This is a genomic window from Sphingobacterium sp. NPDC055346 (genome assembly GCF_053645235.1).
Genome location: NZ_JBSHMI010000001.1, coordinates 968,525 through 990,662, shown reverse-complemented (window position 1 = coordinate 990,662; position 22,138 = coordinate 968,525). Strand labels below are relative to the sequence as shown.

At 39.2% G+C, this 22,138-nt stretch carries 17 protein-coding genes, 1 tRNA gene and 1 pseudogene; 11 read left to right on the top strand and 8 right to left on the bottom strand.

From position 1 onward, the window contains the following. The first annotated feature begins 33 nt into the window (after positions 1 to 33). Positions 34 to 1,710 carry a hypothetical protein gene (locus tag ACWICE_RS04230; RefSeq protein ID WP_454297712.1) on the top strand — a complete coding sequence of 559 codons (1,677 nt, stop codon included), beginning with the start codon at positions 34 to 36 and terminating at the stop codon, positions 1,708 to 1,710. 1,219 nt (positions 1,711 to 2,929) lie between these two features. Here ACWICE_RS04230 and ACWICE_RS04225 read toward each other — a convergent pair. The 3 genes from ACWICE_RS04225 to ACWICE_RS04215 all read right to left on the bottom strand — a co-directional run bounded on the left by ACWICE_RS04225 (position 2,930) and on the right by ACWICE_RS04215 (position 5,254). After that, positions 2,930 to 3,403: a Dps family protein gene (locus ACWICE_RS04225; protein ID WP_093099830.1), complete on the bottom strand. Its 474-nt coding sequence runs from the start codon at positions 3,401 to 3,403 to the stop codon at positions 2,930 to 2,932. A gap of 33 nt (positions 3,404 to 3,436) precedes the next feature. Continuing rightward, positions 3,437 to 4,216, bottom strand: a complete 780-nt coding sequence (locus ACWICE_RS04220) for an SDR family NAD(P)-dependent oxidoreductase (RefSeq protein ID WP_086946681.1) — start codon at positions 4,214 to 4,216, stop codon at positions 3,437 to 3,439. Between the two features lie 123 nt (positions 4,217 to 4,339). After that, entirely contained in the window at positions 4,340 to 5,254 is a 915-nt protein-coding gene (locus tag ACWICE_RS04215; protein ID WP_045754273.1) for an AEC family transporter, read from the bottom strand. Between the two features lie 116 nt (positions 5,255 to 5,370). Here ACWICE_RS04215 and ACWICE_RS04210 point away from each other — a divergent pair, with 116 nt between their 5' ends. Next, complete coding sequence (locus tag ACWICE_RS04210; protein WP_045754274.1) at positions 5,371 to 5,895, top strand: FUSC family protein; 525 nt, start codon at positions 5,371 to 5,373, stop codon at positions 5,893 to 5,895. Positions 5,896 to 5,913: 18 nt separating this feature from the next. Next, entirely contained in the window at positions 5,914 to 6,759 is an 846-nt protein-coding gene (locus tag ACWICE_RS04205; protein ID WP_045754275.1) for an AraC family transcriptional regulator, read from the top strand. 445 nt (positions 6,760 to 7,204) lie between these two features. On the opposite strand, the gene ACWICE_RS04200 is transcribed toward ACWICE_RS04205, so the two are convergent. Further along, positions 7,205 to 7,495, bottom strand: coding sequence for a hypothetical protein (locus ACWICE_RS04200; protein WP_454297722.1), 291 nt, complete (start codon positions 7,493 to 7,495; stop codon positions 7,205 to 7,207). On the opposite strand from ACWICE_RS04200, the pseudogene ACWICE_RS04195 reads away from it, so the two are divergent. From ACWICE_RS04195 to ACWICE_RS04160, 8 genes and pseudogenes are all read left to right on the top strand, one after another. Continuing rightward, positions 7,495 to 8,124: pseudogene (locus ACWICE_RS04195) on the top strand (TraM recognition domain-containing protein); the annotation flags it as partial. The gene ACWICE_RS04200 and the pseudogene ACWICE_RS04195 overlap by 1 nt on opposite strands. Positions 8,125 to 8,220: 96 nt before the next feature. Then, on the top strand, positions 8,221 to 8,607 hold the full coding sequence (locus ACWICE_RS04190; RefSeq protein ID WP_045754278.1) for a hypothetical protein: 387 nt from the start codon (positions 8,221 to 8,223) through the stop codon (positions 8,605 to 8,607). Positions 8,608 to 8,767: 160 nt separating this feature from the next. After that, positions 8,768 to 13,108: a CusA/CzcA family heavy metal efflux RND transporter gene (locus tag ACWICE_RS04185; RefSeq protein WP_093099838.1), complete on the top strand. Its 4,341-nt coding sequence runs from the start codon at positions 8,768 to 8,770 to the stop codon at positions 13,106 to 13,108. A gap of 66 nt (positions 13,109 to 13,174) precedes the next feature. Then, a complete protein-coding gene (locus ACWICE_RS04180) occupies positions 13,175 to 14,332 on the top strand; it encodes an efflux RND transporter periplasmic adaptor subunit (protein ID WP_086946604.1) in 1,158 nt (385 codons plus the stop codon). A 35-nt stretch (positions 14,333 to 14,367) separates the two neighbouring features. Beyond that, positions 14,368 to 14,937: a cytochrome b/b6 domain-containing protein gene (locus ACWICE_RS04175; RefSeq protein ID WP_045754281.1), complete on the top strand. Its 570-nt coding sequence runs from the start codon at positions 14,368 to 14,370 to the stop codon at positions 14,935 to 14,937. 11 nt (positions 14,938 to 14,948) lie between these two features. Beyond that, entirely contained in the window at positions 14,949 to 15,710 is a 762-nt protein-coding gene (locus ACWICE_RS04170) for a phosphatase PAP2 family protein (protein ID WP_093099842.1), read from the top strand. A gap of 10 nt (positions 15,711 to 15,720) precedes the next feature. After that, positions 15,721 to 17,514, top strand: a complete 1,794-nt coding sequence (locus ACWICE_RS04165; RefSeq protein ID WP_093099843.1) for a heavy metal translocating P-type ATPase — start codon at positions 15,721 to 15,723, stop codon at positions 17,512 to 17,514. A gap of 155 nt (positions 17,515 to 17,669) precedes the next feature. Beyond that, complete coding sequence (locus ACWICE_RS04160; RefSeq protein WP_093099845.1) at positions 17,670 to 18,185, top strand: PhzF family phenazine biosynthesis protein; 516 nt, start codon at positions 17,670 to 17,672, stop codon at positions 18,183 to 18,185. Positions 18,186 to 18,304: 119 nt separating this feature from the next. Here the strand turns inward: ACWICE_RS04160 and ACWICE_RS04155 are convergent, their stop codons facing one another. The 4 genes from ACWICE_RS04155 to ACWICE_RS04140 form a co-directional block, all read right to left on the bottom strand. Then, a complete protein-coding gene (locus tag ACWICE_RS04155) occupies positions 18,305 to 18,685 on the bottom strand; it encodes an alpha/beta hydrolase family protein (RefSeq protein ID WP_139185509.1) in 381 nt (126 codons plus the stop codon). Between the two features lie 402 nt (positions 18,686 to 19,087). Next, positions 19,088 to 20,392, bottom strand: coding sequence for a site-specific integrase (locus ACWICE_RS04150; protein WP_093099848.1), 1,305 nt, complete (start codon positions 20,390 to 20,392; stop codon positions 19,088 to 19,090). 186 nt (positions 20,393 to 20,578) lie between these two features. Further along, a tRNA-Lys gene (locus ACWICE_RS04145) sits at positions 20,579 to 20,651 on the bottom strand. 109 nt (positions 20,652 to 20,760) lie between these two features. Continuing rightward, positions 20,761 to 22,131 carry a Gfo/Idh/MocA family oxidoreductase gene (locus tag ACWICE_RS04140; protein ID WP_454297711.1) on the bottom strand — a complete coding sequence of 457 codons (1,371 nt, stop codon included), beginning with the start codon at positions 22,129 to 22,131 and terminating at the stop codon, positions 20,761 to 20,763. Between the last annotated feature and the right edge of the window lie 7 nt (positions 22,132 to 22,138).

Genomic DNA, 22,138 nt, shown 5'->3' with positions numbered 1-22,138 from the left:
AACAATCACCTTTCCTTATCTGTTCTTTATCTAATGGATAACAAACAAAAAACACACAGATGGAAAATCTGGGTAGGCATCCTTGCCGCCTTGGTTTTATTGATATTAGGGGGGCTATATTTTGTTTCTTATAAATTGGGATCCATGTTGGACAAGAAGCTGAAGGAAGGAATCACCAAATCCTCCGAAGGACTTTACAGCATTGAATATAGTGACCTGGACTTAAATATCGTGGGTGGTAACCTTACACTAAAAGACATTCTTCTCAAAAATGACAGTACCGCATATATAAAGTTGGATAGCGCAAAAAAAGCACCCAATATTAGGTTTGAAGCTAGGGCGGATCGTTTGGCGATTAGTGGTGCCAGTGTATGGGGGTTATTGGTCAATAAGAAGATCGATATCGGAACCATTGCTTTGGATTCCTTGAAAGCGAAGGTTCTACTCCGGGATAGGCCATATAATGAAAAGGAAGAGAAAGACTCTTATGCTATGATCAAAGATCGTTTTAAGTCTTGGGGAGTAGATAAGTTTCGGGCGAATGGCATTGCTTTGGAACTTGCAGACCTAAACATGGAAGGTACTAAACCAAAAAAGGTGAAGGGGGTTGACATAGCCGTTTACAATTTTCTGATTGATGAACATTCGGGCACTGACAGTACGAGGTTTCTGTATTCCAAGGATATTTCATTGCACATTCCGGGGTTCAAGACCAATTTGGAGGGGGCGCCCTATACCTTTAGCTTCAAAGACCTAAAGTTCAGCTCAAAAAATCGGGATGTACAGATTTCCAAGTTGAGCTTGCAGCCTACATTGAGCTTGGAGGCTTTTGCAAAACAGGACAAACTTAACAAACCAAGGATAGAACTGGACCTGGATTCAACATGGATTACAGGTATAAATATGCAGAAACTATTGGCAGAAAAATTATTTGAGGCCGATAGTGCTCATGTTGTCGCTGGAGTTTTTGATCTTTCCAAGGACAAACGCTATCAATTGGAGAACGTGTCCAAAGTAAGTCAATCGCCAGCCCAACAGTTCATGAAAGTAGGCTTGCCATTTTCTGTAAAGGCAGTAAAAGTAAGCGGCATAGACCTCAGTTATGCACAGATCAGCGATAAGTACTTTAGGGAAGGAAAAATAGAGTTCAAAAACATCTGGGGAACATTGAAGAATGTCAGCAACGATACAACTGTTTTGCGCAGAAACAAATTTATGACGGCAGAATTGGTGGGCAATATTTATGGGGAAGGCCGTTTGAGTGCGTTTTTCACCTTTGACATGCTCAGCAAGGCTGGCAATCACTCTTATAAGGGGGGCTTGACGGCTATGAAAGTAGGTGCTTACAACCGGATTTTGGAACCGCTATTGAATATTAGATTGGCTGATGGAAATATTGAAAAGATTACTTTTGATATGCATGGCAATGATGTGAAGAATTGGGGGAAGTTCAGGTTTGACTACAACCATCTGAAGGTTGATGTATTGAAGCATCCTGAAAAGGGACCTGGCAAGAAAGGCATTCTTTCTTTTATAGCAAACAAATTCTTTATCAATGACAGCAACCCCGATGCAAATGGGAAGTATCATGTTGCTCAGGTTGATTACGAACGAAATCCAAATCACCCTTTTTTCAAGGTGGTATGGCATAGTTTGTTGCAAGGGATTATTGAATGTACAGGGACGGACCCTAAATATTTGGCTTTGTAATTGTCCCACTATCCATTTTCAAAAATATCGCCAACAGTCTTCGTATACTTCGTATATATCGTTGAATCGTCCTCGCGGACTCTTTTTCAACGACCTGCGTTCAACTCGCAGTCGGCGAGCAATTCTGAGATTGTGCAAATTCGGAGGGCACGAAAATTTACATGGGGGTATATATGTAAAAAATGGAGTCCAATATTTTAATCTCTTCAAAAAAGTGAGACGAAATTCTGCTTTTTTACTGGTTTTTCACTATTTTTATGAAAGGAATAATTAATAAAATTTTTAACTCCTCGTTTTAACAAAACTTTAAAAATTCAGGCTTTAAACACACTTCAGTGCCATAAACCAAAAAAACCACCCCTATTATCTAGAGATGGTTTCCAGTGACCCCGCTGAGGCTCGAACTCAGGACCCACAGATTAAGAGTCTGCAGGCCGGCTCTCCTCAACAGGAGTAAAAATCTATGTTTCCTGCTTGCTTTAGCAATTTATGAACTTCTTTTTATTATTCAAAATTTACAGCTGTGACGTATTTGTGACGGTTGATTTAAAGGAAACAGTAAGTTATTTCAAAGGGTCCTCCAAGAAAGCTTTGAGACCTCTAATTTCCCATAATGAAGGATTACAGGTTGGATTTTTGATTAATGTTTTTAGGGAGTCTAATTGTCGATAAGTTCATTACATGCTAAAGTATTAATTCATAATATTAAATTTTATACTTGAATGAAAATTTACTAAACCATATATTTACGTTGGACCAACTGAAAAAACAGAACAAGAAATATAAAAAAAAGAAGCAAAAAAATTTCCTAAAACTACTTTCAGTTTTTGGATAAACTTATCACAGTTGGGGTTTAGGAAACTTTCCCACCAATTTATGGAAATCAACCAAATTGCAAGTTAATTACTTCATTTATACCTTTTTATCGATTAATTCTAATAAATTTCATTAATTCTTTTCAAATATTTATAAGAAATTGTCATATGGAAACCACAATAACTTGATATTCAGACCTACCTAAGATTTTAACGTATACAACAAGATTAGGTTATTAAGCGGAATAATGCTAAATTTTAAAAACATTTGGCGAAATCAGAATTTACTAAAAAATAGAAAATGAGATCTATCCTAATAAGCTATAATAAATAAATGCAACTTGTTTAACTAAACGTTGCATTTGTTGCATTTGTTCAATAATATAAGAGATTTTAATAGATTACTACTTCAAATGTGCTCTTAACATCCACGCCATTTTTTCGTGGGTTTCAATAAATCCGGTGATGTAATCGCTGGTACCGGCATCGTTATATTTTTCCTGAACCGCATCAATACTACCCCTGATAAAATCGATTATAGTATCATGATCAGCCAAGAGTTCTGTTATAAAACCAGCACTGTCATTTTTTTGGTTAGAGACTTCGCTAAGATGCGTAAGTTCCAAAAATTCTTTTAATGTTCCGGGGGCATAATGACCTATCGTACGGATACGTTCAGCTACACCATCCATCAAGTCTGCCAATTGTTGATACTGACCTTCGAAGAAAATGTGCATAGAATGAAAGTCAGGTCCTTCAACATTCCAGTGTGCATTTCTTGTTTTGGTGTACAATACAAATTCATCTGCCAATAATTTACAAAGAATTTCGGCTACTGCCTGTCTGTTTTCGCTTTTAATTCCAATTTGCGTTTTCATTTCTTGATTTATTTATTTATTAATAATACTTTTTTACATAGTCATCCCACCATCAACAGCTATGGCTTGCCCTGTGATATGGGGAGCAGAAGCGATGAATAAAACCGCATCAGCAATATCCCCTGCACTCTGATCCACACCTTGCGGTATCAGTGTTTTCTTGTTACGTTCCCATGACTGACTTTCGGTTTCTCCGGCTTGTTTCCAGCGGTCTGCGATACCACCTTCACCACGCCACATCCCTGTACCAATGATACCAGGGCAAATAGCATTTACGGTAATTCCCGTTTCGGCAACCTCTTTTGCAATACTATTGGTAAAACCAATCACCGCAAATTTAGAAGCTACATAGTGTGATAAATGTGCCATACCCATTTTGCCGGCTATAGAGGCCGTATTGATAATGGCTCCGCTTTTTTGTGGTTTCATGACTTCTAACACCGCTTTAGTACATATAAAAACACCTTTTGCATTTACCGAAAGTACTCTGTCCCATTCATGTTCGTCTATTTCCTCGATACTTCCTATACCCACTACACCAGCGTTATTTACGGCTACGTCTAAACTTCCAAAGGTATTTATTGTTTCACTTACTGCACTTTTTACGGAAGCATAATCTGTTACGTCTACAGCCAAGGCCAAAGCTTTACCTCCAATTGCTTTGATTTCTTTAGCTACTTTTTCTACGAATTCTTTTTTTACATCTGCCAAAGCTACATGGGCACCTTTCTTAGCAAAAGTCAAAGCAATTGCTTTTCCAATTCCGCCACCTGCTCCGGTTACAAATACTGTTTTATCTTTAAAATTGTCCATATTTCATCTTTCTAAGGTTAGCTATCTGTTCTTTATATTACAAATTTACTTCATTATCAGCCAAGTCTATTTGTAGAACGATGACAAAATGATGTAGAAAAGATTTAATCATTCTAAAATCTGTCAGATAACCAATAACTGCATAATGCTGTTCCAGAATGCTGTAGTAATAAAACCAACTAAAATGCTAACTCCGATAATCAGGTTAATTAACCTCGCATTAAGCCTGAATTGTTCTGCAATAATACTGGAAGTAATAAGGGTGGGCATTGCTGCTTCAAATACGCTTATACGTGCAATATCTCCTTTAATTCCTAACAAAATTGAAGCAATTAAAACCAATGCCGGAGCAATCATTAATTTGTATAACATGGACATTGAAATCTGGGAGATTTCCTGTTTCCATCCCTTAAATTTCAATTGTAACCCTACGGAAAAAAGAGCTAATGGTCCTACCGTAGCTGCCAATTTATCAAAGAAAGGTTCAGCTATGCTCAAATCTGTCACCTTAGATAAGATAAGTGCACCCATACAACCTATAAAGGGCGGAAAAGTCAGCAATCTTTTAACCAAAACTGATGCTTTTATTCCTTCTTTATCTGAACGGTTTCCTTTAATTGCTGAAATTATACCTACAGTGGATAAAAGTACAAACATCACTTGGTCGCAAATGATGGCTATGCTTAAATCTTGTTCGCCATAATATGCCATAATCAATGGAAACCCTATAAAAGACGTATTGCTGTAACCTCCAGCAAGCTCAAGTGTACTTCGGGAGCGTTGACCATACCCTTTGTACCGGGAATAAAATTCCATAAAAATCCAGCATCCAGCCCAAACCAATATAGGAGAAAGAGCAGGAAATAACATTTGGCTGCTCCATTCAATCTTAGGAATATATTTAAAAGAAACAGCAGGGAGTGCCAGATATAAAATCCATGTGTTGATTCCCTTATGTGCATCTTGCGGAATTAATTTTGCTTTTCGAAATATCATTCCGGCAATTATGCAGAATGCTATCATCACAAAATTGACCATAATTTCAATAATATTTTAACTATGCAAAATTAGCAGATTGGAATACCGCCATGTATGTATAAAATAAATAAAGGTTTGTATATTTGTGTTATATTAACCTATCTGAAAAATAATTTGTGAAATTTGAAATTTTTAAAGACCCCCCAGATGCCGGTATTGTTGTAAAAGCTTCTTTACTTACGCTTGTTATCCTAATTTCTTATTTTTTAGGTCTTGGGATTAATAAGTTACTACAACTTTCTGATGATTATTTAAGTGGTATATGGTGTGCCGTATCCGCTATTGTGGTCTTTGATGACCTCCCAAAAAATGCTAAAAGTCTGATGAAAGACCGACTTTTGGGCACATTTGTAGGAGTTTTGCTGACAACAATAATAGTTTACTTTACTACAAATCTTTTTTTGTCAATTGGCATTGCATTGTTCTGTACCTGTATTTTTATTTCTGTTTTTAAATGGACAGGAGCGTTAAAAATTGGATGTATTACTGTTATTATTGTTGGATTGAGCACCCATGACAAAGCTTTTGAAATTGTCTGGCGGTCAGGATTAATGCGTTTTCTTGAATCTGTTGCCGGATGTACTCTCTCTCTTGTCGCTACTATCGTCATAGAGCAAATAAAAATAAAAACGAACAAGTAATTTTTGAGAGAGCAAAGCATGACTAAACTAAAACAGTTTTTCCCGTTAGAAATATTAGATTTTGAAGAAGCTTCGTTTCACCTTACGATTCACGGTCAAAATTATTTTGAGCTGGTGTATATTTATGATGGAATGGGGATTCATCAGATTAATCAAAATCATCTTTCATATTGTTCAGGAGACTTATTTGTGATTTCTCCGGAGGATGAGCATAATTTTAAAATGGATACAAAAACCAGGGTCATCTGCATTAAATTTACAGATGACTATTTTAGCAGTAAAGAGCACTGGAAATTTCAAGATTATATGAATAACAATCCTGAAAGCATTATGAACAACAAAATCTTGAAGGAAGTTAAATTAGAATTTAGCCCGGAAATTCATCAAATACTACGAAATACAATTGATAATATACTTCTTTACAACAACTCGCATAATGTTGTTACATCACCTGTCGTTTTTCATCAGGTGCTTTCTGTTTTCGGCATTATAAAGGAAGCTATGCAGGATATGTCGCTTAACGGAAATGACCATTTTCCAGCAAGGGAACAATTGATTTCATATATCCATCAGCACATTTACATTCCTGACAAAGTAAAAATAAAGAATATTGCTTCACATTTCAACATTGCCACTACGTATTTCAGTGCCTATTTCAAACGTAATTTTGATATAAATTACCGAGAATACCTTAATCATTACCGTTTGATGCTTATTAATAAAAGACTGAAATCTGGACAATTTAACATGAGCCAAATTGCTGAAGAATTTGGATTTAATGATGAAAGCCATTTTTCTCATTTTTATAAGAACAACACAGGTCACAGTCCATCTCTTTATGATCTTTCTAAAAAAAAGAAATGACACAAGGAATTATAAAAAATAATTTTATTACAAAATGAGTTCATTAATCGGTCAAAATCTACTTCTCATAGCCAAACAAACCTGCCAAAAGTATAAGAGTAATTATCCTTATTAAATTCACTGTTCACAGCAAAATGAAGAACAATTATGGAAGTAATTGTAACCCTCCAAAAAAAGACAATCTAGAAAAATTTGTGATAAACTGTATTAGTGTTTTCAGTTCATAAAATAAAGAACTCTGGAAAATATCCTGTGACCATCCATGCTCTAATCAAATGTGCAATAATAATGAATTTCCTTTTGAATTTTATAGCACCGGTATGGTACGTTCGTTTTACATTATCAATGAGGATTTTAATAAAAAAGCGATATGACCCTAAAATAAAATTAGGGATAATCGATAGAGAATGAAAACAAAATAACACACAAAATGAATTGTCAATGTCTACTTGATCTTTTCAACAGCTGCTCGAACCTGCTGAAGATCGGGCTGTCTATCTATGCATTCCTGAACGCCCTCGGGATATCTCTCTAAGATGAATTCATTGAAATCCTTACAGCTCCTGAAAATATTGAACTGCTTGTCGTGGATGTTCCATACGATGCCTTTTCCCTTTATGGCGTTCTGTGCAATGGCAGCTCCACCGACTCCCCCCAGGCCATATCCCAGGCCCTGTTTCCATGAATTTGCCAACTCCAGCTCCATATATAGATAGTTATGGCCTCCAAAGAGCACCTGTCATTATAGACGAGTTACCGACAATTTATTTTAGAGGCTTGGACAATCTTATTGCAACGGCGAGAAGTAATAAGGTAGCGGTTTGCTTAGGCTTTCAGGATTTTTCCCAATTAATTCGTGACTATGGAGATAAGGAAGCTAAGGTAATTCAGAACACGGTCGGTAATATTTTTAGCGGTCAGGTCGTGGGCGAAACGGCAAAGAGCCTGTCAGAACGCTTTGGGAAAGTATTACAGAAACGCCAAAGTATGACGATTAACCGAAATGACAAATCAACTTCAATTTCTACCCAATTAGACAGTCTTATTCCAGCTTCAAAAATCAGTACACTTACACAAGGTATGTTTGTCGGTTCAGTGTCCGATAACTTTGACGAACGTATAGAACAAAAGATATTTCACGCAGAAATTGTAGTAGATAACGAGAAAGTTGCTGCCGAAACAAAAGCGTACCAGAAGATACCGGAAATTTTATCCTTTGTCGATGAAAGCGGAGAAGATAATATGAAACGGGATATTGAGAACAATTATCGTCAGATAAAATTAGACATTGTTCATATCGTGGAAAGTGAAATGGAGCGTATAAAAAACGACCCGAATTTACAGCATTTGATACAGGAGGGATAATATTGAATTTTTAAATCATTTATTTTGAAATATTTTAAATTACAGCGTCTTATAAAAGAGAGCAGACTTTTTTATTAACTTTGTTAAGTGAAAAAAATGTTTTCAATATTATTATTGTCTGTGTATTTAATTTCGACAACTGAATTAGGTCAGTTATTGAAGTTTCCTATACTTATAGAGCATTATTTCGATCACAAAGAAAAAAATCCGGAGGTTACTGTTTTGCAATTTTTGGAAGTTCATTACGCCGGGAGCCATCTGGAAAACCATCCACACGATGACGATTATGAACAAGACAAACAATTACCGTTTATCGTACATATCGATGTTTTGAATATCAGTTTTGTACTTGTCCCCCCTTTTAGTTTTGATATAGAAACCAAAAAACTTGTAGGCAAAGAACCCAAAACCTTGCCTTTGGACGATACATTTTCTGATAACAATTACCGTTCTGCCATCTGGCAACCTCCGAAATTCTGTTAATCTTTTTTGATTTCCACGATGAATCCTTTCATCGTGCATTTGCTGTTTGATAATACTTTCATTCGGGCAGTCGGTGTATTTTGTGTCCGCCTGTAGGATTGATCATGTATTCGAAACGTCAAATCTCTTTATTTATCATTTACGATTAACAGAATAAATTATGCTTACAAAAATCATTGAGTTTTCTGTAAAGAACAAACTCATTATAGCATTATTGGTTCTTGGTTTAATCGGCATTGGCTCTTATCAGGTAAGCAAATTACCGATTGATGCTGTGCCGGACATTACCAATAATCAGGTGCAGGTTATTACAATCGCTCCGTCTTTTGGGGCAACCGATATCGAACGTCTGGTTACTTTCCCAATTGAACAGGCGAACTCCAATATTTTCGGACTCAAAGAAATCCGCAGTTTCTCCCGTTTCGGATTGTCCTTGGTTACCATTGTTTTTGATGATGGTATTGATGTGTATTGGGCAAGACAACAAGTGGCAGAGCGGCTGCAACAGGTTCAGAATGAAATTCCGCAAGGTATCGGAACACCGCAATTAGGGCCGATTTCTACCGGTTTGGGCGAAATCTATCAATATGTCGTTCGTCCTAAAGAAGGTTTTGAACAAAAATACGACGTTACGGAACTCCGTACCATTCAGGATTGGATTGTGCGTCGACAGCTACTTCAGGTCAAAGGCGTAGCGGAAGTCAGCAGTTTTGGCGGTAAATTGAAGCAATACGAGATTGCCGTGAATCCCGACCGACTTAATGCTTACGGCATTACCATCAATGATGTTTTTGATGCACTGAATGCCAATAACCAGAACACCGGCGGTGCTTATATCGAAAAAGGGCCAACCGTTCTCTACATTCGGAGCGAAGGTTTGGTGGGCAATATTGAGGATATTCAAAACATTTCCATTACCAATAAAAACAACGATGTACCGCTGTTTATCCAAGATGTAGCTGATGTCAAAATTGGTTTTGCCACCCGTTACGGAGCGATGACTTACAACGATCAGGGCGAAGTTTCGGGTGCGGTGGTGATGATGCTGAAAGGTGCCAACAGTAGTCAGGTCATCAAAGATGTAAAAGCCAAAGTGGCTCAAATCCAGAAAACCCTGCCCGAAGGCGTGGTGATAGAACCCTTTCTTGACCGTACCAAAATGGTGAATAATGCCATCAGCACGGTAGAGAGAAACCTTATGGAAGGTGCTTTAATCGTGGTATTTGTCCTCGTTTTATTTCTCGGAAATTTCAGAGCCGGCTTACTCGTGGCTTCGGTGATTCCACTAGCAATGCTTTTTGCCATTTGTATGATGAACCTTTTCGGGGTGAGCGGCAATCTGATGAGTTTGGGTGCACTGGATTTTGGATTAATCATCGACGGAGCGGTCATTATTGTAGAAGCCGTCCTGCATCAGTTATCCCTCAATCCTAAGTTCAAGAGCCTGCTGAAAATTCCGTCCAATGATATGGATAGTGTAGTTACAGAATCTGCCGGAAGAATGATGAACAGTGCAGTTTTCGGACAAATTATCATCTTCATTGTGTACATTCCGATCCTAACATTGCAGGGGATTGAAGGGAAAATGTTCCGCCCGATGGCAGAAACGGTGGCGTTTGCATTATTAGGTGCATTTCTGCTTTCCCTAACCTACATTCCGATGATGAGTTCGGTTTTGTTGAAGAAAAGAAGTTTAAAACCTTCGTGGTCGGACAGGGTAATGAAGAAAGTAGAAGCGCTTTATTTGAAAACCTTGCTGAAAGTTTTACGCATTCCGAAAACCATTTTTACCATAATCGGGATATTGTTCATCACGGCAATAATTCTGCTAAGCAGAATGGGCGGCGAATTTATTCCGTCTTTGGAAGAAGGTGATTTTGCGGTGGATACCCGCGTTTTACCGGGCAGCAACCTTACCACCACGATTGAAAGTACGCAAAAAGCAGCCCATATCTTAAAAACCCGTTTCCCCGAAGTGGAAAAAGTGGTCACCAAGATAGGAAGTGGAGAAGTGCCTACCGATCCGATGCCAATGGATGCTTCGGATATGATGGTCATTCTGAAAGACAAAAAAGAATGGACTTCCGCCAAAACGTTTTCCGAATTATCAGAAAAAATGAGCAAAGCACTGGAAGATGTGCCCGGTATTACAGTTGGTTTTCAGTATCCGGTAGCGATGCGTTTTAATGAACTGATGACTGGTGCAAGACAGGATGTGGTCATCAAAATCTTTGGCGATAATCTGGATTCTTTGGTGCAAAATGCCAACCAACTCGGTAAAATCATTGAAACGGTAAAAGGTACACAAAACCTTTATATAGAACCGGTTTCCGGGCTTCCGCAGGTGGTGGTAAAATACAATCGTCCCGTGATTGCTCAGTATCATCTTTCTGTTGCAGATGTCAATCGGGTGATTAATACCGCATTTGCCGGACAGAGTACAGGTTTGGTTTTTGAAGGCGAAAAACGCTTTGATATGGTAGTACGCCTGAATGCCAGTGACCGAAAAAACATCAATGATATTCAAAATCTATTGGTTCCAACACCTGCAGGCAATCAGATCCCGCTCAATCAGCTGGCAACCGTAGATGTGGTGGAAGGTCCCAATCAAATTCAACGTGAAAATGCACAACGCCGTATTGTCGTCGGCTTCAACATCAAAGACCGTGATGTGCAAAGCATTGTGGAAGAATTGCAGGGTAAAGTGGACAAACAGATTAAACTTCCGGCCGGCTATTCTATTACGTATGGCGGTTCTTTTGAAAATCTGAACAACGCCAAACAACGGTTGATGATTGCCGTTCCGCTGGCATTGGCATTGATATTTGTCCTGTTGTTTATGGCGTTCAAGTCGATTAAAGAAAGTCTTCTGATTTACACCGCCATTCCGTTGTCGGTCATCGGAGGTGTATTTATGTTGAATTTACGCGGAATGCCTTTCAGCATCAGTGCTGCCGTTGGTTTTATCGCTCTTTTTGGCGTAGCGGTTTTGAACGGTATTGTATTGATTTCAGAATTTAACCGACTGCATAAAAACGGCATTAGAAATATCGTCAGAATTGTGATTGATGGCGGCGAAAGCCGATTGCGTCCGGTATTGATGACCGCAGCCGTTGCCTCCCTCGGCTTTATCCCGATGGCAATAAGCACAGGTGCTGGAGCAGAAGTGCAGCGACCTTTGGCGACCGTGGTAATTGGCGGACTGATATTGGCCACTTTGCTCACCCTTTTTGTCCTACCGCTTTTATATGTCAATATCGAAAATGGATTTAAAATGAAAAAACCAAAATCCAAACATGTCGCCTCTGTTCTGTTGATTTTTATGCTGTTTTCAGGAATAAAAATGAAGGCACAAACCATAATTTCTTTAGATGAAGCCGTGCAAACAGCGTTGCAAAACAATCGCAACCTGAAAAATGAAAAACTGCGTTCGGATTATGCCAAAGCATTGATTAAAACTTCTAATGCCGATATTCCGCAAACCGCAGTTACAGCAGATTACGGACAAATAAATAGTGCATACAACGATATGAAATTCGGGATTTCACAGAGCATCGCTTTTCCAACTGTGTATCAGAAACAGAAAAATTTGCATTCCGAAGAATGGAAAAAAAGCCAGTTGAATGTTTCGCTTAAAGAATTTGAACTGAAAAAAGCCGTCAGCCAAAGTTATTTCCAGATGGTGTATTGGAAAGATAAGGAAAAATTGCTGAATGAAACGTTGCAACTGTACACCCAATTTTTAGACAAAGCCAGTTTGCGTTTAAAAGCTGGAGAAAGCAATATTCTGGAAAAAACAACGGCTTCCAACCAAAAATCGGCAATTGAGATTCAGTTGAAACAAGTGCAGCAGGAAATAAAAACCTTGCAGTTGCAGTTCAGTTGGTTGCTCAATTCCGAAACGGAATATCTTCCTTTGGAAAATTCCAGACCGGTTCTTTTGCTTCAGGAAAATGCTTCGCATCCCTTGTTACATGTATTGGAACAGCAAAAAACGGTTGCCGGCAAACAAACCGAAGTGGAAAAATCCAGACTTCTTCCGGATTTGCAAATCGGTTATAATCTCAATTCGTTCAAAGGTATGGGACCTGATGATAAACTGTATTCTGCTACACCACAGTTTCAGTCAGTGATGGTAGGTGTTGGCATTCCAATATTTTCAGGCGGACAAAAGGCAAGAATTCACGCTTCTAAAGTGGCGGAAAGCATTGCGGAAAACGATTGGCATAATACGGAATTTGCATTAGAGAAAAAACAGCAACAGCTCAAGCAAATGTATCAAACGAATCTCGAAATCATCAACCGTTACGAAACTGATGAACTGAAAAATGCAGACATCATTACCAAAACAGCACAGCAACAATTCATTAACGGAGAAATCAATTATCTGGAATTTGTAATGCTCGTCAATCAGGCAGTTTTGCTCAAAAGCAATTATGCAGATGCCCTATTGAAACTAAACGAAAGCGTGGTTGAACTGAATTATATCACGATTCAGTAGTTGATGAACAGAATATTTTAAACAGTAAACAGAATTTTTCAAATCAATATATAATTAGACAAGAAAATGAAAATATTAAAATTATACGGTTCTTATTTTTTGGTCTTGATAGTACTGCTTTCCGCAGTTCAATGTCAACAAAAACAAGAAACCACCGCCACCAAAACTGCAAATCCGAAAGACGAAAACACGGTTATTTTCACCGATGCACAGTTACACAATACCCCCATTGAAACCGCGGAACTGTCGATGCAGCATATTTCCACCGTATTGAAACTCAACGGTAAAATTGATGTACCACCGCAAAATCTGGTTTCCGTAAGTACACCGCTGGGCGGCTATCTGAAAAGCACCCGCCTTTTGCCAGGGATGAAAGTAGTTAAAGGTCAGGTAATTGCCGTTATTGAAAATCCGCAGTTTGTACAGTTGCAGCAGGATTATCTGATGGCAAAATCCAAATACCACTTTGCCCAACTGGATTATAACCGACAAACTAAGCTCAACCAAAGCCAGGCAAGTAGTGATAAAGTGATGCAGCAGGCACAATCCATTATGAGCGATCAGAAAATTCTGATGAATTCCATTGCCCAGCAACTGAAGTTGGTCAACATAAATCCGGCTAAGATATCTGCCGGAAATATTCAGCAGAGCGTACCTGTCTATAGTACCATCAACGGTTTTGTGAGCAAGGTGAATGTGAATGTAGGCAAATATGTAACGTCTTCGGATGTGCTGTTTAAACTCATCAATCCTTCTGATATTCACCTCAATTTAAAAGTGTATGAAAAGGATTTAGAAATGCTGAAAACCGGGCAACAGATTGTGGCTTATACCAATGTAGATCCTTCAAAAAAATATGCCGGTGAAATTTTGCTGACGAGTAAAGACGTGGACGGAAGCGGCATGGCTGAGGTTAATTGTCATTTTGAAAAATACGATCCTGCACTCATTCCCGGAATGTATATGAATGCCGAAGTGAAAACAGAAAATTCTTTTGCCAATGCTATTCCGGAAGAAAGCGTGGTGGATTTTGAAGGGAAAAGTTATGTCTTTACAGAAACCGGGAAACAGACCTGGAAGATGGTCCCGGTCACATTGGGAATTTCCGAAAATGGCTTTGTTGAAATCCTCAACTTTGCTGATTTTCAAGGTAAGAAAATCGTGGTCAAAAACGCCTATACCATATTGATGAAGTTGAAAAATACCAGTGAAGATGAAGAATAACAGTCAGATAAAATCTGATATAAAAATTTAAAATAATGAGAAATTCAACAAAAATATTTACCCCGCTTCATCGTGGTTTACACTGGGGCACAGCTCTACTAATGACGGTTTTGTTTATCACCGGATTTCTTCGGATCAACTGGATGGGTAAAAAAGCCATTCTGGGAGCTATTGAAAAAAATATGCAAGGCATTGATTTAACCAATGAACAAACCATCGTAACAGTAAAAAGCATTCTGGACCCTATGTGGCAATGGCACGTATATGCAGCGTATGTATTCTTTGTAATCATTGCGGTTCGCATCATTTATATGTTGGTAAAGGGCATTCGTTTTCCAAATCCTTTTTCGGCAAATACATCAGCAAAAGAAAAATTTCAGGGATTTATTTATCTGCTATTTTACTTGTTTGTGATTGTTTCATCCATCACCGGAGCCTACCTGAAATGGTGGAATGGAGACCTGAAAGATACAATGGAAACCATTCATAAATGGGCAATTTACTGGTTTCCGATTTTTATTATTTTGCATTTTGGCGGGATTTGGCTGGCAGAAAAAACAGCTCAAAAGGGAATTGCTTCCAAAATGATTGGCGGAGATGATTAATAAATTTAAGAATGAGACATTTATTATTGATACTCATATTGTGCGTTTATCAATTGGGAATAGCACAAACGGATAGTTTGGTAACAGGTCAAAAGATGGATCAATCATTTGACCACGCCTATCAATTTAAATATAAAAAGCTGATTGTACCTTCTGTTTTTATCGGATACGGAATCCTAAGCCTGACGTCTGATGATCTGAAACAGCTGAACCGTTCCACCCAATATGAAATTGGGGAGCATCAGCCGGATAAAATAAAACTGGATAATTATACCCAATACGTACCTGCAATATTGGTTTATGGATTAAATGCTATTGGACTTAAAGGAAAACATAATTTGAAAGACCGAAGTATTATTTTAGGCACATCGTTGCTGATTTCAAGTGCTGTCGTATTACCTACCAAGCATTTGGTGAGAGAAGAACGACCAGATGGTTCTAATAATTTGTCGTTTCCTTCGGGACATACTACAACTGCTTTTACAACAGCACATTTTATGTTCCGTGAATATCAGGATGAAAATATTTGGTTAAGTTTGTCTGGTTATCCAATTGCTGTTTTTACGGGAGTTTATCGCATTTTGAATGATAAACATTGGGTGGGTGATGTGGTTGCAGGTGCCGGTATTGGAATTCTCTCCACAGAAGTTGCCTATTGGTTGTTCCCAAAAGTCAGTCAATTATTTTCAAAAGATCATAGCAAAAATAGTGCTCTTGTATATCCGTTTTATCAAAATAAAACAATGGGATTAGGTTTGTCTTTAAACTTTTAAAATTATAAAAATGAAAAATATATATAAATTCATTATCGTTCTCAGCATTGCCTTAGTGGCACTTGTTCTGGAATTTATCCTGAAAGAACCGCATTATGCTAAAATCTTAATTACGGCAACCGGCATTTTGATGTCCATTGTTCTTCTGAAAGGAATGATCGACGTGCTTCGTTCCGGGAATTTTGGCGTGGATATTTTGGCGATTTCTGCCATTGCTGCAACCTTAGCTGTTGGTAATTATTGGGCGGCACTCATTATCCTCATTATGATTACCGGAGGTGATTCGTTGGAAGATTATGCCCAGAAAAAAGCCCGGAAAGATTTAAAATCATTGCTTGATAATACACCCCGAATTGCTCATAAAAAAACAGGAAACGATTTACATGATGTTCCTGTGGAGGATATTAAAATCGGTGACATCATCATCGTAAAACCCAAGGAAATTATTCCCGTGGACGGAATTTTACTGAGTGCAGAGGTGCTGCTGGACGAATCTTCGCTCACGGGCGAATCCAAACCCGTCAACAAAACCAAAGGCAACAGCTTATGGTCGGGTTCGGTGAATGGTTCGGGAGCCATTACCATTCAGGTTTCCAAACTCGCCAAAGACAGCCAGTACCAGCAACTCGTGCAATTGGTGCATAATTCCGAAAAAGAGCCGGCACATTTTGTGCGAATGGCGGATCGGTACGCTTTGCCTTTTACCATCGTTGCTTTTTTAATTGCCGGAATTGCTTATTTGATTACCAAAGATCCCAACCGCATTGCCGAAGTGTTGGTGGTGGCTTCGCCCTGCCCGCTGATTCTGGCGGCTCCCATTGCCCTGATAGCCGGAATGAGCCGTTCCAGCAGAAATGGGGTGGTGATAAAATCCGGGACTGTCATCGAAAAACTGGACAGAATGAAAGCCATCGCCTTCGATAAAACCGGAACCTTAACCAAAGGCGATCTTACTGTGGACGACATCATCCCGGAAAATTCTTATTCGCAAGACGAACTGATTGATTTTGTAGCCAGCGTAGAACAGCAGTCTTCCCACGTTTTGGCGGTTTCGGTGATGAAATATATCGGGGATAAACCGATTCCTCTGGCAACAGATTTAAAGGAAATAGAAGGAAATGGTATTGAAGGAAAAGTAAACGGCAAACTGGTGAAAGTGGGTAAACTGAATTTTGTAACGACCGAACCCATTTCAATTAAAACGGAAAAAACCTCGTTATTTGTTTCGGTGAATGACAAATATGCAGGGGAAATCACCTTTACCGATGAAGTGCGCCCCGAAGCCCGGCAAACCATTGCCCAATTAATAAAAATGGGTATCCAAAAAATTATGATGATTTCCGGCGACAAGCAAAGTATTTCTGAAAACATTGCCAAAGAAATTGGCATTACGGAAGTGCACGGTGGCTGTTTGCCGGAAGACAAACTGAAAATCCTGAAAAGTATGCCCGACGAATTTCGCCCGGTTGTAATGGTGGGTGATGGCGTGAACGATGCACCGTCGTTAACCGTTGCCGATGTAGGCATTGCGATGGGTGCTAAAGGATCGAGTGCCGCCAGCGATTCGGCTGATGTGGTGATTTTAAGAGACAATCTGCAAAAAGTGAGTGATACTATTCTCATTTCCAAAGAAACGATGAAGATTGCCCGTCAATCCGTTTTCATTGGCATTGCCGTTTGTACCGTGCTTATGCTGATTGCAGCCTTCGGTGTTTTACCGGCATTGATTGGTGCAGGATTGCAGGAAGTGGTGGATCTGATTTCCATTACCTCGGCATTAAGGGCTTTGAAGGACAGAACGTAACCACAACATTTGTTAATTGTCAGGAAAACCTTCAAAGGTCGCTGTTCAAGCAAAATAAAAACGTCCATAAAGACCGAAGGGTCGATAATGACCTGTTGAAAGGCATAAAGGGTTGTTAAAAAGAATCGCTTCTAATTAAGCAATTTTAAAAGGGGATTGTCATTCCTTTTTATTCGCCACGCAGCGGAGAGCTGCCCGTATCCGTTCAGGACGGTAATTATATACTAAATTTTCCAGTAGACGAGTACACTGAAGTATCATTGACTGACGAGCTGTTAACAGCTACCGACAAAAAACCTATAGCCGCATTTAAAGGAAAGACAGATTATATGCTGGTATTTGAAAAGGAAGAGGATGTTGCTTCTCTACTCCCTGATTTAGCGAAAATTGCCAAAATAAATGCACGAGGAATTATTGTAACCGCCAAAGGTAATCAATATGATTTCGTTTCCCGCTTTTTTGCTCCGGCATGTGGCGTTAACGAAGATGCCGTATGCGGTTCTGCACATACAACGCTCACTCCTTATTGGGCTGGACAATTAGGCAAAACTGAATTACTCGCTTTTCAACTTTCAGAAAAAACAGGCGAAGTACATTGTAAGATATTGGGTGACAGAGTTGAGCTGGGAGGAACAGCCGTACTGTATTTGAAAGGCGAAATATTCATCTGATAAAAATGGTGGAATGAGTATAGAATCAGCTAAAAAACATTTAAGCAAATGGAATATTTGATATAATAAAAAAGAACTACCATTGAACCAAAAGAATGCCCAAACAAGGTTAATTTGTTTTATCCCGTCTCTATTCTCAGCTGTTCCAGATCCTCGACTAGTACCATAAGATTCAAAGTGTTGGCAATCGAATCGGGCACTCTCGAGAGCAGACTTCCCCTCTGGTCATACAGTAGAAAACTATTCGAATGCGTATTATTTCGAAATGCATCTACAAGATAATAGAAGTTGTTTCCCGGTCCACCATGAAGGGAAACCACGGTATCACCATGTCCAATGGATGTTACGTAAAGTTTTGCTTTTGAATCAGCGGAAGGCAAGTACCAGGAGTTCATATCAAGTACATCAAGGATATCCTCAACAGATCGCTCTTGGCTCTTTAATCCCGGTGTAATCAAAAATAGTACAGTAATTAGAGACAGGATTTTTATTATTTTCATAACGAATTGGAGCATTGGTCAAAATCGAAATCACTAATAGTCAAATTCTCACGTTGAGTGTATAATGCCGCAAGGAATGTGCCATATTGCTTATTCGGAGGATGACTTTTCGAAGTTTACAGAGGATGTTTTGACTTTTTTAACCACACCATCATCATAAAAATCAATGTTTTCTATGGGGTTTTGTTGTAATCCAAAGGAATAAGAACCATACACCAAAAGCTACACTGAATCCGATCCAAGGAGACTTCATGCTGATCGCAGCAAAGAACCCGATTGTTGACAAGAAACACGTTAAAAAGAATAAAAGTAAATTTTTCATGAGTAAAAGTTTAAATATTAAAAAATTAAGTCTGTATCCAACGAATTGTAATCGTTGGATACAAATCAAGTTAAGCAGCTTTACCTGCTTATTTCTTTCTTCCTAATCAGTTCCAAAATTTTAGGCTCTGATTTCCTCAAGAACTGCATTACTTTATTTTGGACGTCATCTATAATTCTCCAATCCTTGGCGATATAAATATCTGTAACACGATTTCCATTATCGACATGGTTGAGTGCTAAAGCAACATCATCTTTACTCATCCTACAGTCATTTCTAGCTGTATTTGCGAAGGTATGGCGCGCACCATAAAGCGTTACTACCTGTACACCCGAAAGTTCTCGGAGTTTCTTCATTCCATGTTTTAATGAGGAATTGAAAGTGGTCCGGCTTGAATATCTTTGTGATAACTTTCCAATATATTTCTCCAATAAAGGTTTAGCTTCATCAATTATCCTTATACTAATAAATGCTCTGTCTTTTCGTTTCCCCTTAGTTTTAGATCGATTGTAGTCAACCCGACCATTTCGAACATTGTCAGTAGATATTTTAAATAAATCAACAGCATTCATCCCGCACAAATAGAATGAGAGCATATATAAGTCCCGAGCGAGTTCAGCCCTAGTGTTAGGTAACACTTTACAATCTCGAATTCTAATAACCTCTTCAAGATTATTATTTCTATTTTCGGTAAGAGGAGCTGAACCTACCTTATATTTTTTGAAGGGATAGTGTTTAATCAATATAATGCCCAGATCTTCATTATTGTAATGGTTCAACGCTTCATTAAATAATGTACGAAGATCTCTCATATAATTATATAAACTAGTATCCGAAACAGGCTTTGAAACAGTAGTAACGGGCTTTCCCAACTGGTTTATTCTTGTTATTGTCCGTTCAGATTTCAAGTAACGTTCAAACTGAACGAGCATATTAAAATGTATTTCATTTATTGAGACAGTTTCCCGATTAAAAAAATCAATGAGGTGGTTACGGACTGATCGATGGTTAGCGGCAGAACCATCACGACCGTCATCCTTCTCTTGTTGAATACAGTTCGCACAGAACTTGATAAAATCAATTTCTTCATCTATATTTTTGAGATAATCCCTTAATGAACCCGCGGTGAAAAAGTCAAGCTTCTCCTCGAGCTCGCTGATCGTTTTACGGTAGTCCTTTAGTTTCTTGTCAACTATTTCAAGGACAAAAGGATCTTTAATACTAAATTCTTTTTTTCCTTTCACCTTGGTGAGTTGTTTTAGGGAAAGGAAATGAGGAGTGTCTATAATTTTTTTTTCCTCTTTGTGATAGACCCTAATTTTCACATTGTAGGTTCCATCTGCTTTTTTGTGGTGTTCATAAACCTTTGCGCTTACGGTTGCCATAATCTTTTCATTACCACGAAAACCTTTGTGACGTATTTGTGACGGTTTTACGTGAAGTTCAACAAAAAACTATGCAAAACACACCGTTTTGAGGTTTTTCAAAACGTGTAGGGAGGATGTTCCAAAACCACCCTAAGGAAAGCAAAAAAGCCGTTTTACGCAAGTAAAAACGGCTTTTTTAGATAGTGACCCCGCTGAGGCTCGAACTCAGGACCCACAGATTAAGAGTCTGTTGCTCTACCAACTGAGCTACGAAGTCATTTGATAAGTCAAAGGTACAAGTCATGACAAAAAAATCAAATAAATTCTACAGTTTTTTGCGATTTTATGACATCTTCTTTATTCTCCGACCACAAACCTTACCTTCCTTACCCAAAACCTTTCACTTCCCAACCATTCCTAAATTGCCTTTTCAAAAACTTATCCGCTTCTGGAGCGTTCGGGAATTTTAAATTCAATGCATCCCATTCCAAGACCTTCCCAGGAACTCTAATCGCTACGGTACCCAATAGGATCGCTTCGGTCATCGGACCGGTCTGTGCAAAATGCGATTCCGTTTTTGCCTTTTTCAGACAGGCATCCACATAATGGTGATAATGGTTCCTTTCCTCCAACTTAGGGTACTGCAGGTCCTTGAACTTGGTCAGTGGCAACAATACCGGGGTTCCACCATGCGGAATCAACAATGCCCCTTCTGTACCGACCAACATTGCAGCCTCTTCCGGATATTCCTCGCCGTTGTTGTAAAGCGCCTGTACCTCCTTTGGTGGATAGAATTCTCCATCAAACCATTCTAAAGGCATGATATCTGACTCCGTTCTCTCATTTCCCGGGAATTTCCAGCTGATATGGTTTCCTTGCGACCAGGTGTCAGCCCGTCGTTCTGGGGAATCTTTCCAAGACTCCTGCACTTTGGCAAATACGGAAAGTGGAGCTTTCAACCCTAGTCCTTTCCAGACCGCATCGAAGATATGGCAACCTATATCTCCGGACCAACCTGTTCCGAAATCCTGCCAGGTACGCCAAATTCCGGGATGATAAACGGTCGGAGCATAAGGGCGCATTGGAGCTGTTCCAATCCATTTATCCCAATCCAGAGTCGATGGAACCTCATAGGTTTCCTTTGGTCTCGGGCCGGCCAATCGATAGCCCGAAATCCCCGAACGGTTCGAACATAAATAGGCATACTTCACCTTTCCGATCAGGCCTTCCTTAATCCATTGCACCGCCGTGCGATCACCAATAGAAGAGGCAATCTGGGTTCCAAGTTGAGTAACCACGCCAGCCTTGACCGCATGCTTGGTCAGAACTCTGACCTCCGCAACATCATGGCACATCGGCTTTTGGCAATACACATGCTTGCCGGTATCAATGGCCGCCATAGCAATAATAAAATGGTTATGATCAGGCACCGTAACATTTACGGAGTCGATATTCTTTTTCTCCTTCTCAAGCATTTCCCTCCAATCGGTATACAATCTAGCCCCTGGAACCTGCTGTGCAGCTTGTTTCAGATGGTTTTCATCCACATCACAAAGGGCCACGATCTGGATGTCGGGATGCGATTTAAATTGCTGCAGATCATGTCCGCCCATTCCGCCGACACCTATACAGGCATGCCTGAGCTTCTTGGCAGGAGTATTCGCGAAAGCTCGATCAAGGAAAAACGGGGCCGAGGCGGCCACCCCCGCAACGGTACGGATAAAATTCCTTCTGGAAGTTAAATTCTTATTGTTCATAATTGTG

Coding starts and splice junctions, on each gene's coding strand:
- ACWICE_RS04155 (WP_139185509.1), bottom strand. CDS start 18,685: ATGAAAATAATAAAAATCCTGTCTCTAATTACTGTACTATTTTTGATT.
- ACWICE_RS04215 (WP_045754273.1), bottom strand. CDS start 5,254: ATGGTCAATTTTGTGATGATAGCATTCTGCATAATTGCCGGAATGATA.
- ACWICE_RS04185 (WP_093099838.1), top strand. CDS start 8,768: ATGCTTACAAAAATCATTGAGTTTTCTGTAAAGAACAAACTCATTATA.
- ACWICE_RS04165 (WP_093099843.1), top strand. CDS start 15,721: ATGAAAAATATATATAAATTCATTATCGTTCTCAGCATTGCCTTAGTG.
- ACWICE_RS04140 (WP_454297711.1), bottom strand. CDS start 22,131: ATGAACAATAAGAATTTAACTTCCAGAAGGAATTTTATCCGTACCGTT.
- ACWICE_RS04190 (WP_045754278.1), top strand. CDS start 8,221: ATGTTTTCAATATTATTATTGTCTGTGTATTTAATTTCGACAACTGAA.
- ACWICE_RS04220 (WP_086946681.1), bottom strand. CDS start 4,216: ATGGACAATTTTAAAGATAAAACAGTATTTGTAACCGGAGCAGGTGGC.
- ACWICE_RS04225 (WP_093099830.1), bottom strand. CDS start 3,403: ATGAAAACGCAAATTGGAATTAAAAGCGAAAACAGACAGGCAGTAGCC.
- ACWICE_RS04205 (WP_045754275.1), top strand. CDS start 5,914: ATGACTAAACTAAAACAGTTTTTCCCGTTAGAAATATTAGATTTTGAA.
- ACWICE_RS04175 (WP_045754281.1), top strand. CDS start 14,368: ATGAGAAATTCAACAAAAATATTTACCCCGCTTCATCGTGGTTTACAC.
- ACWICE_RS04170 (WP_093099842.1), top strand. CDS start 14,949: ATGAGACATTTATTATTGATACTCATATTGTGCGTTTATCAATTGGGA.
- ACWICE_RS04150 (WP_093099848.1), bottom strand. CDS start 20,392: ATGGCAACCGTAAGCGCAAAGGTTTATGAACACCACAAAAAAGCAGAT.
- ACWICE_RS04180 (WP_086946604.1), top strand. CDS start 13,175: ATGAAAATATTAAAATTATACGGTTCTTATTTTTTGGTCTTGATAGTA.
- ACWICE_RS04230 (WP_454297712.1), top strand. CDS start 34: ATGGATAACAAACAAAAAACACACAGATGGAAAATCTGGGTAGGCATC.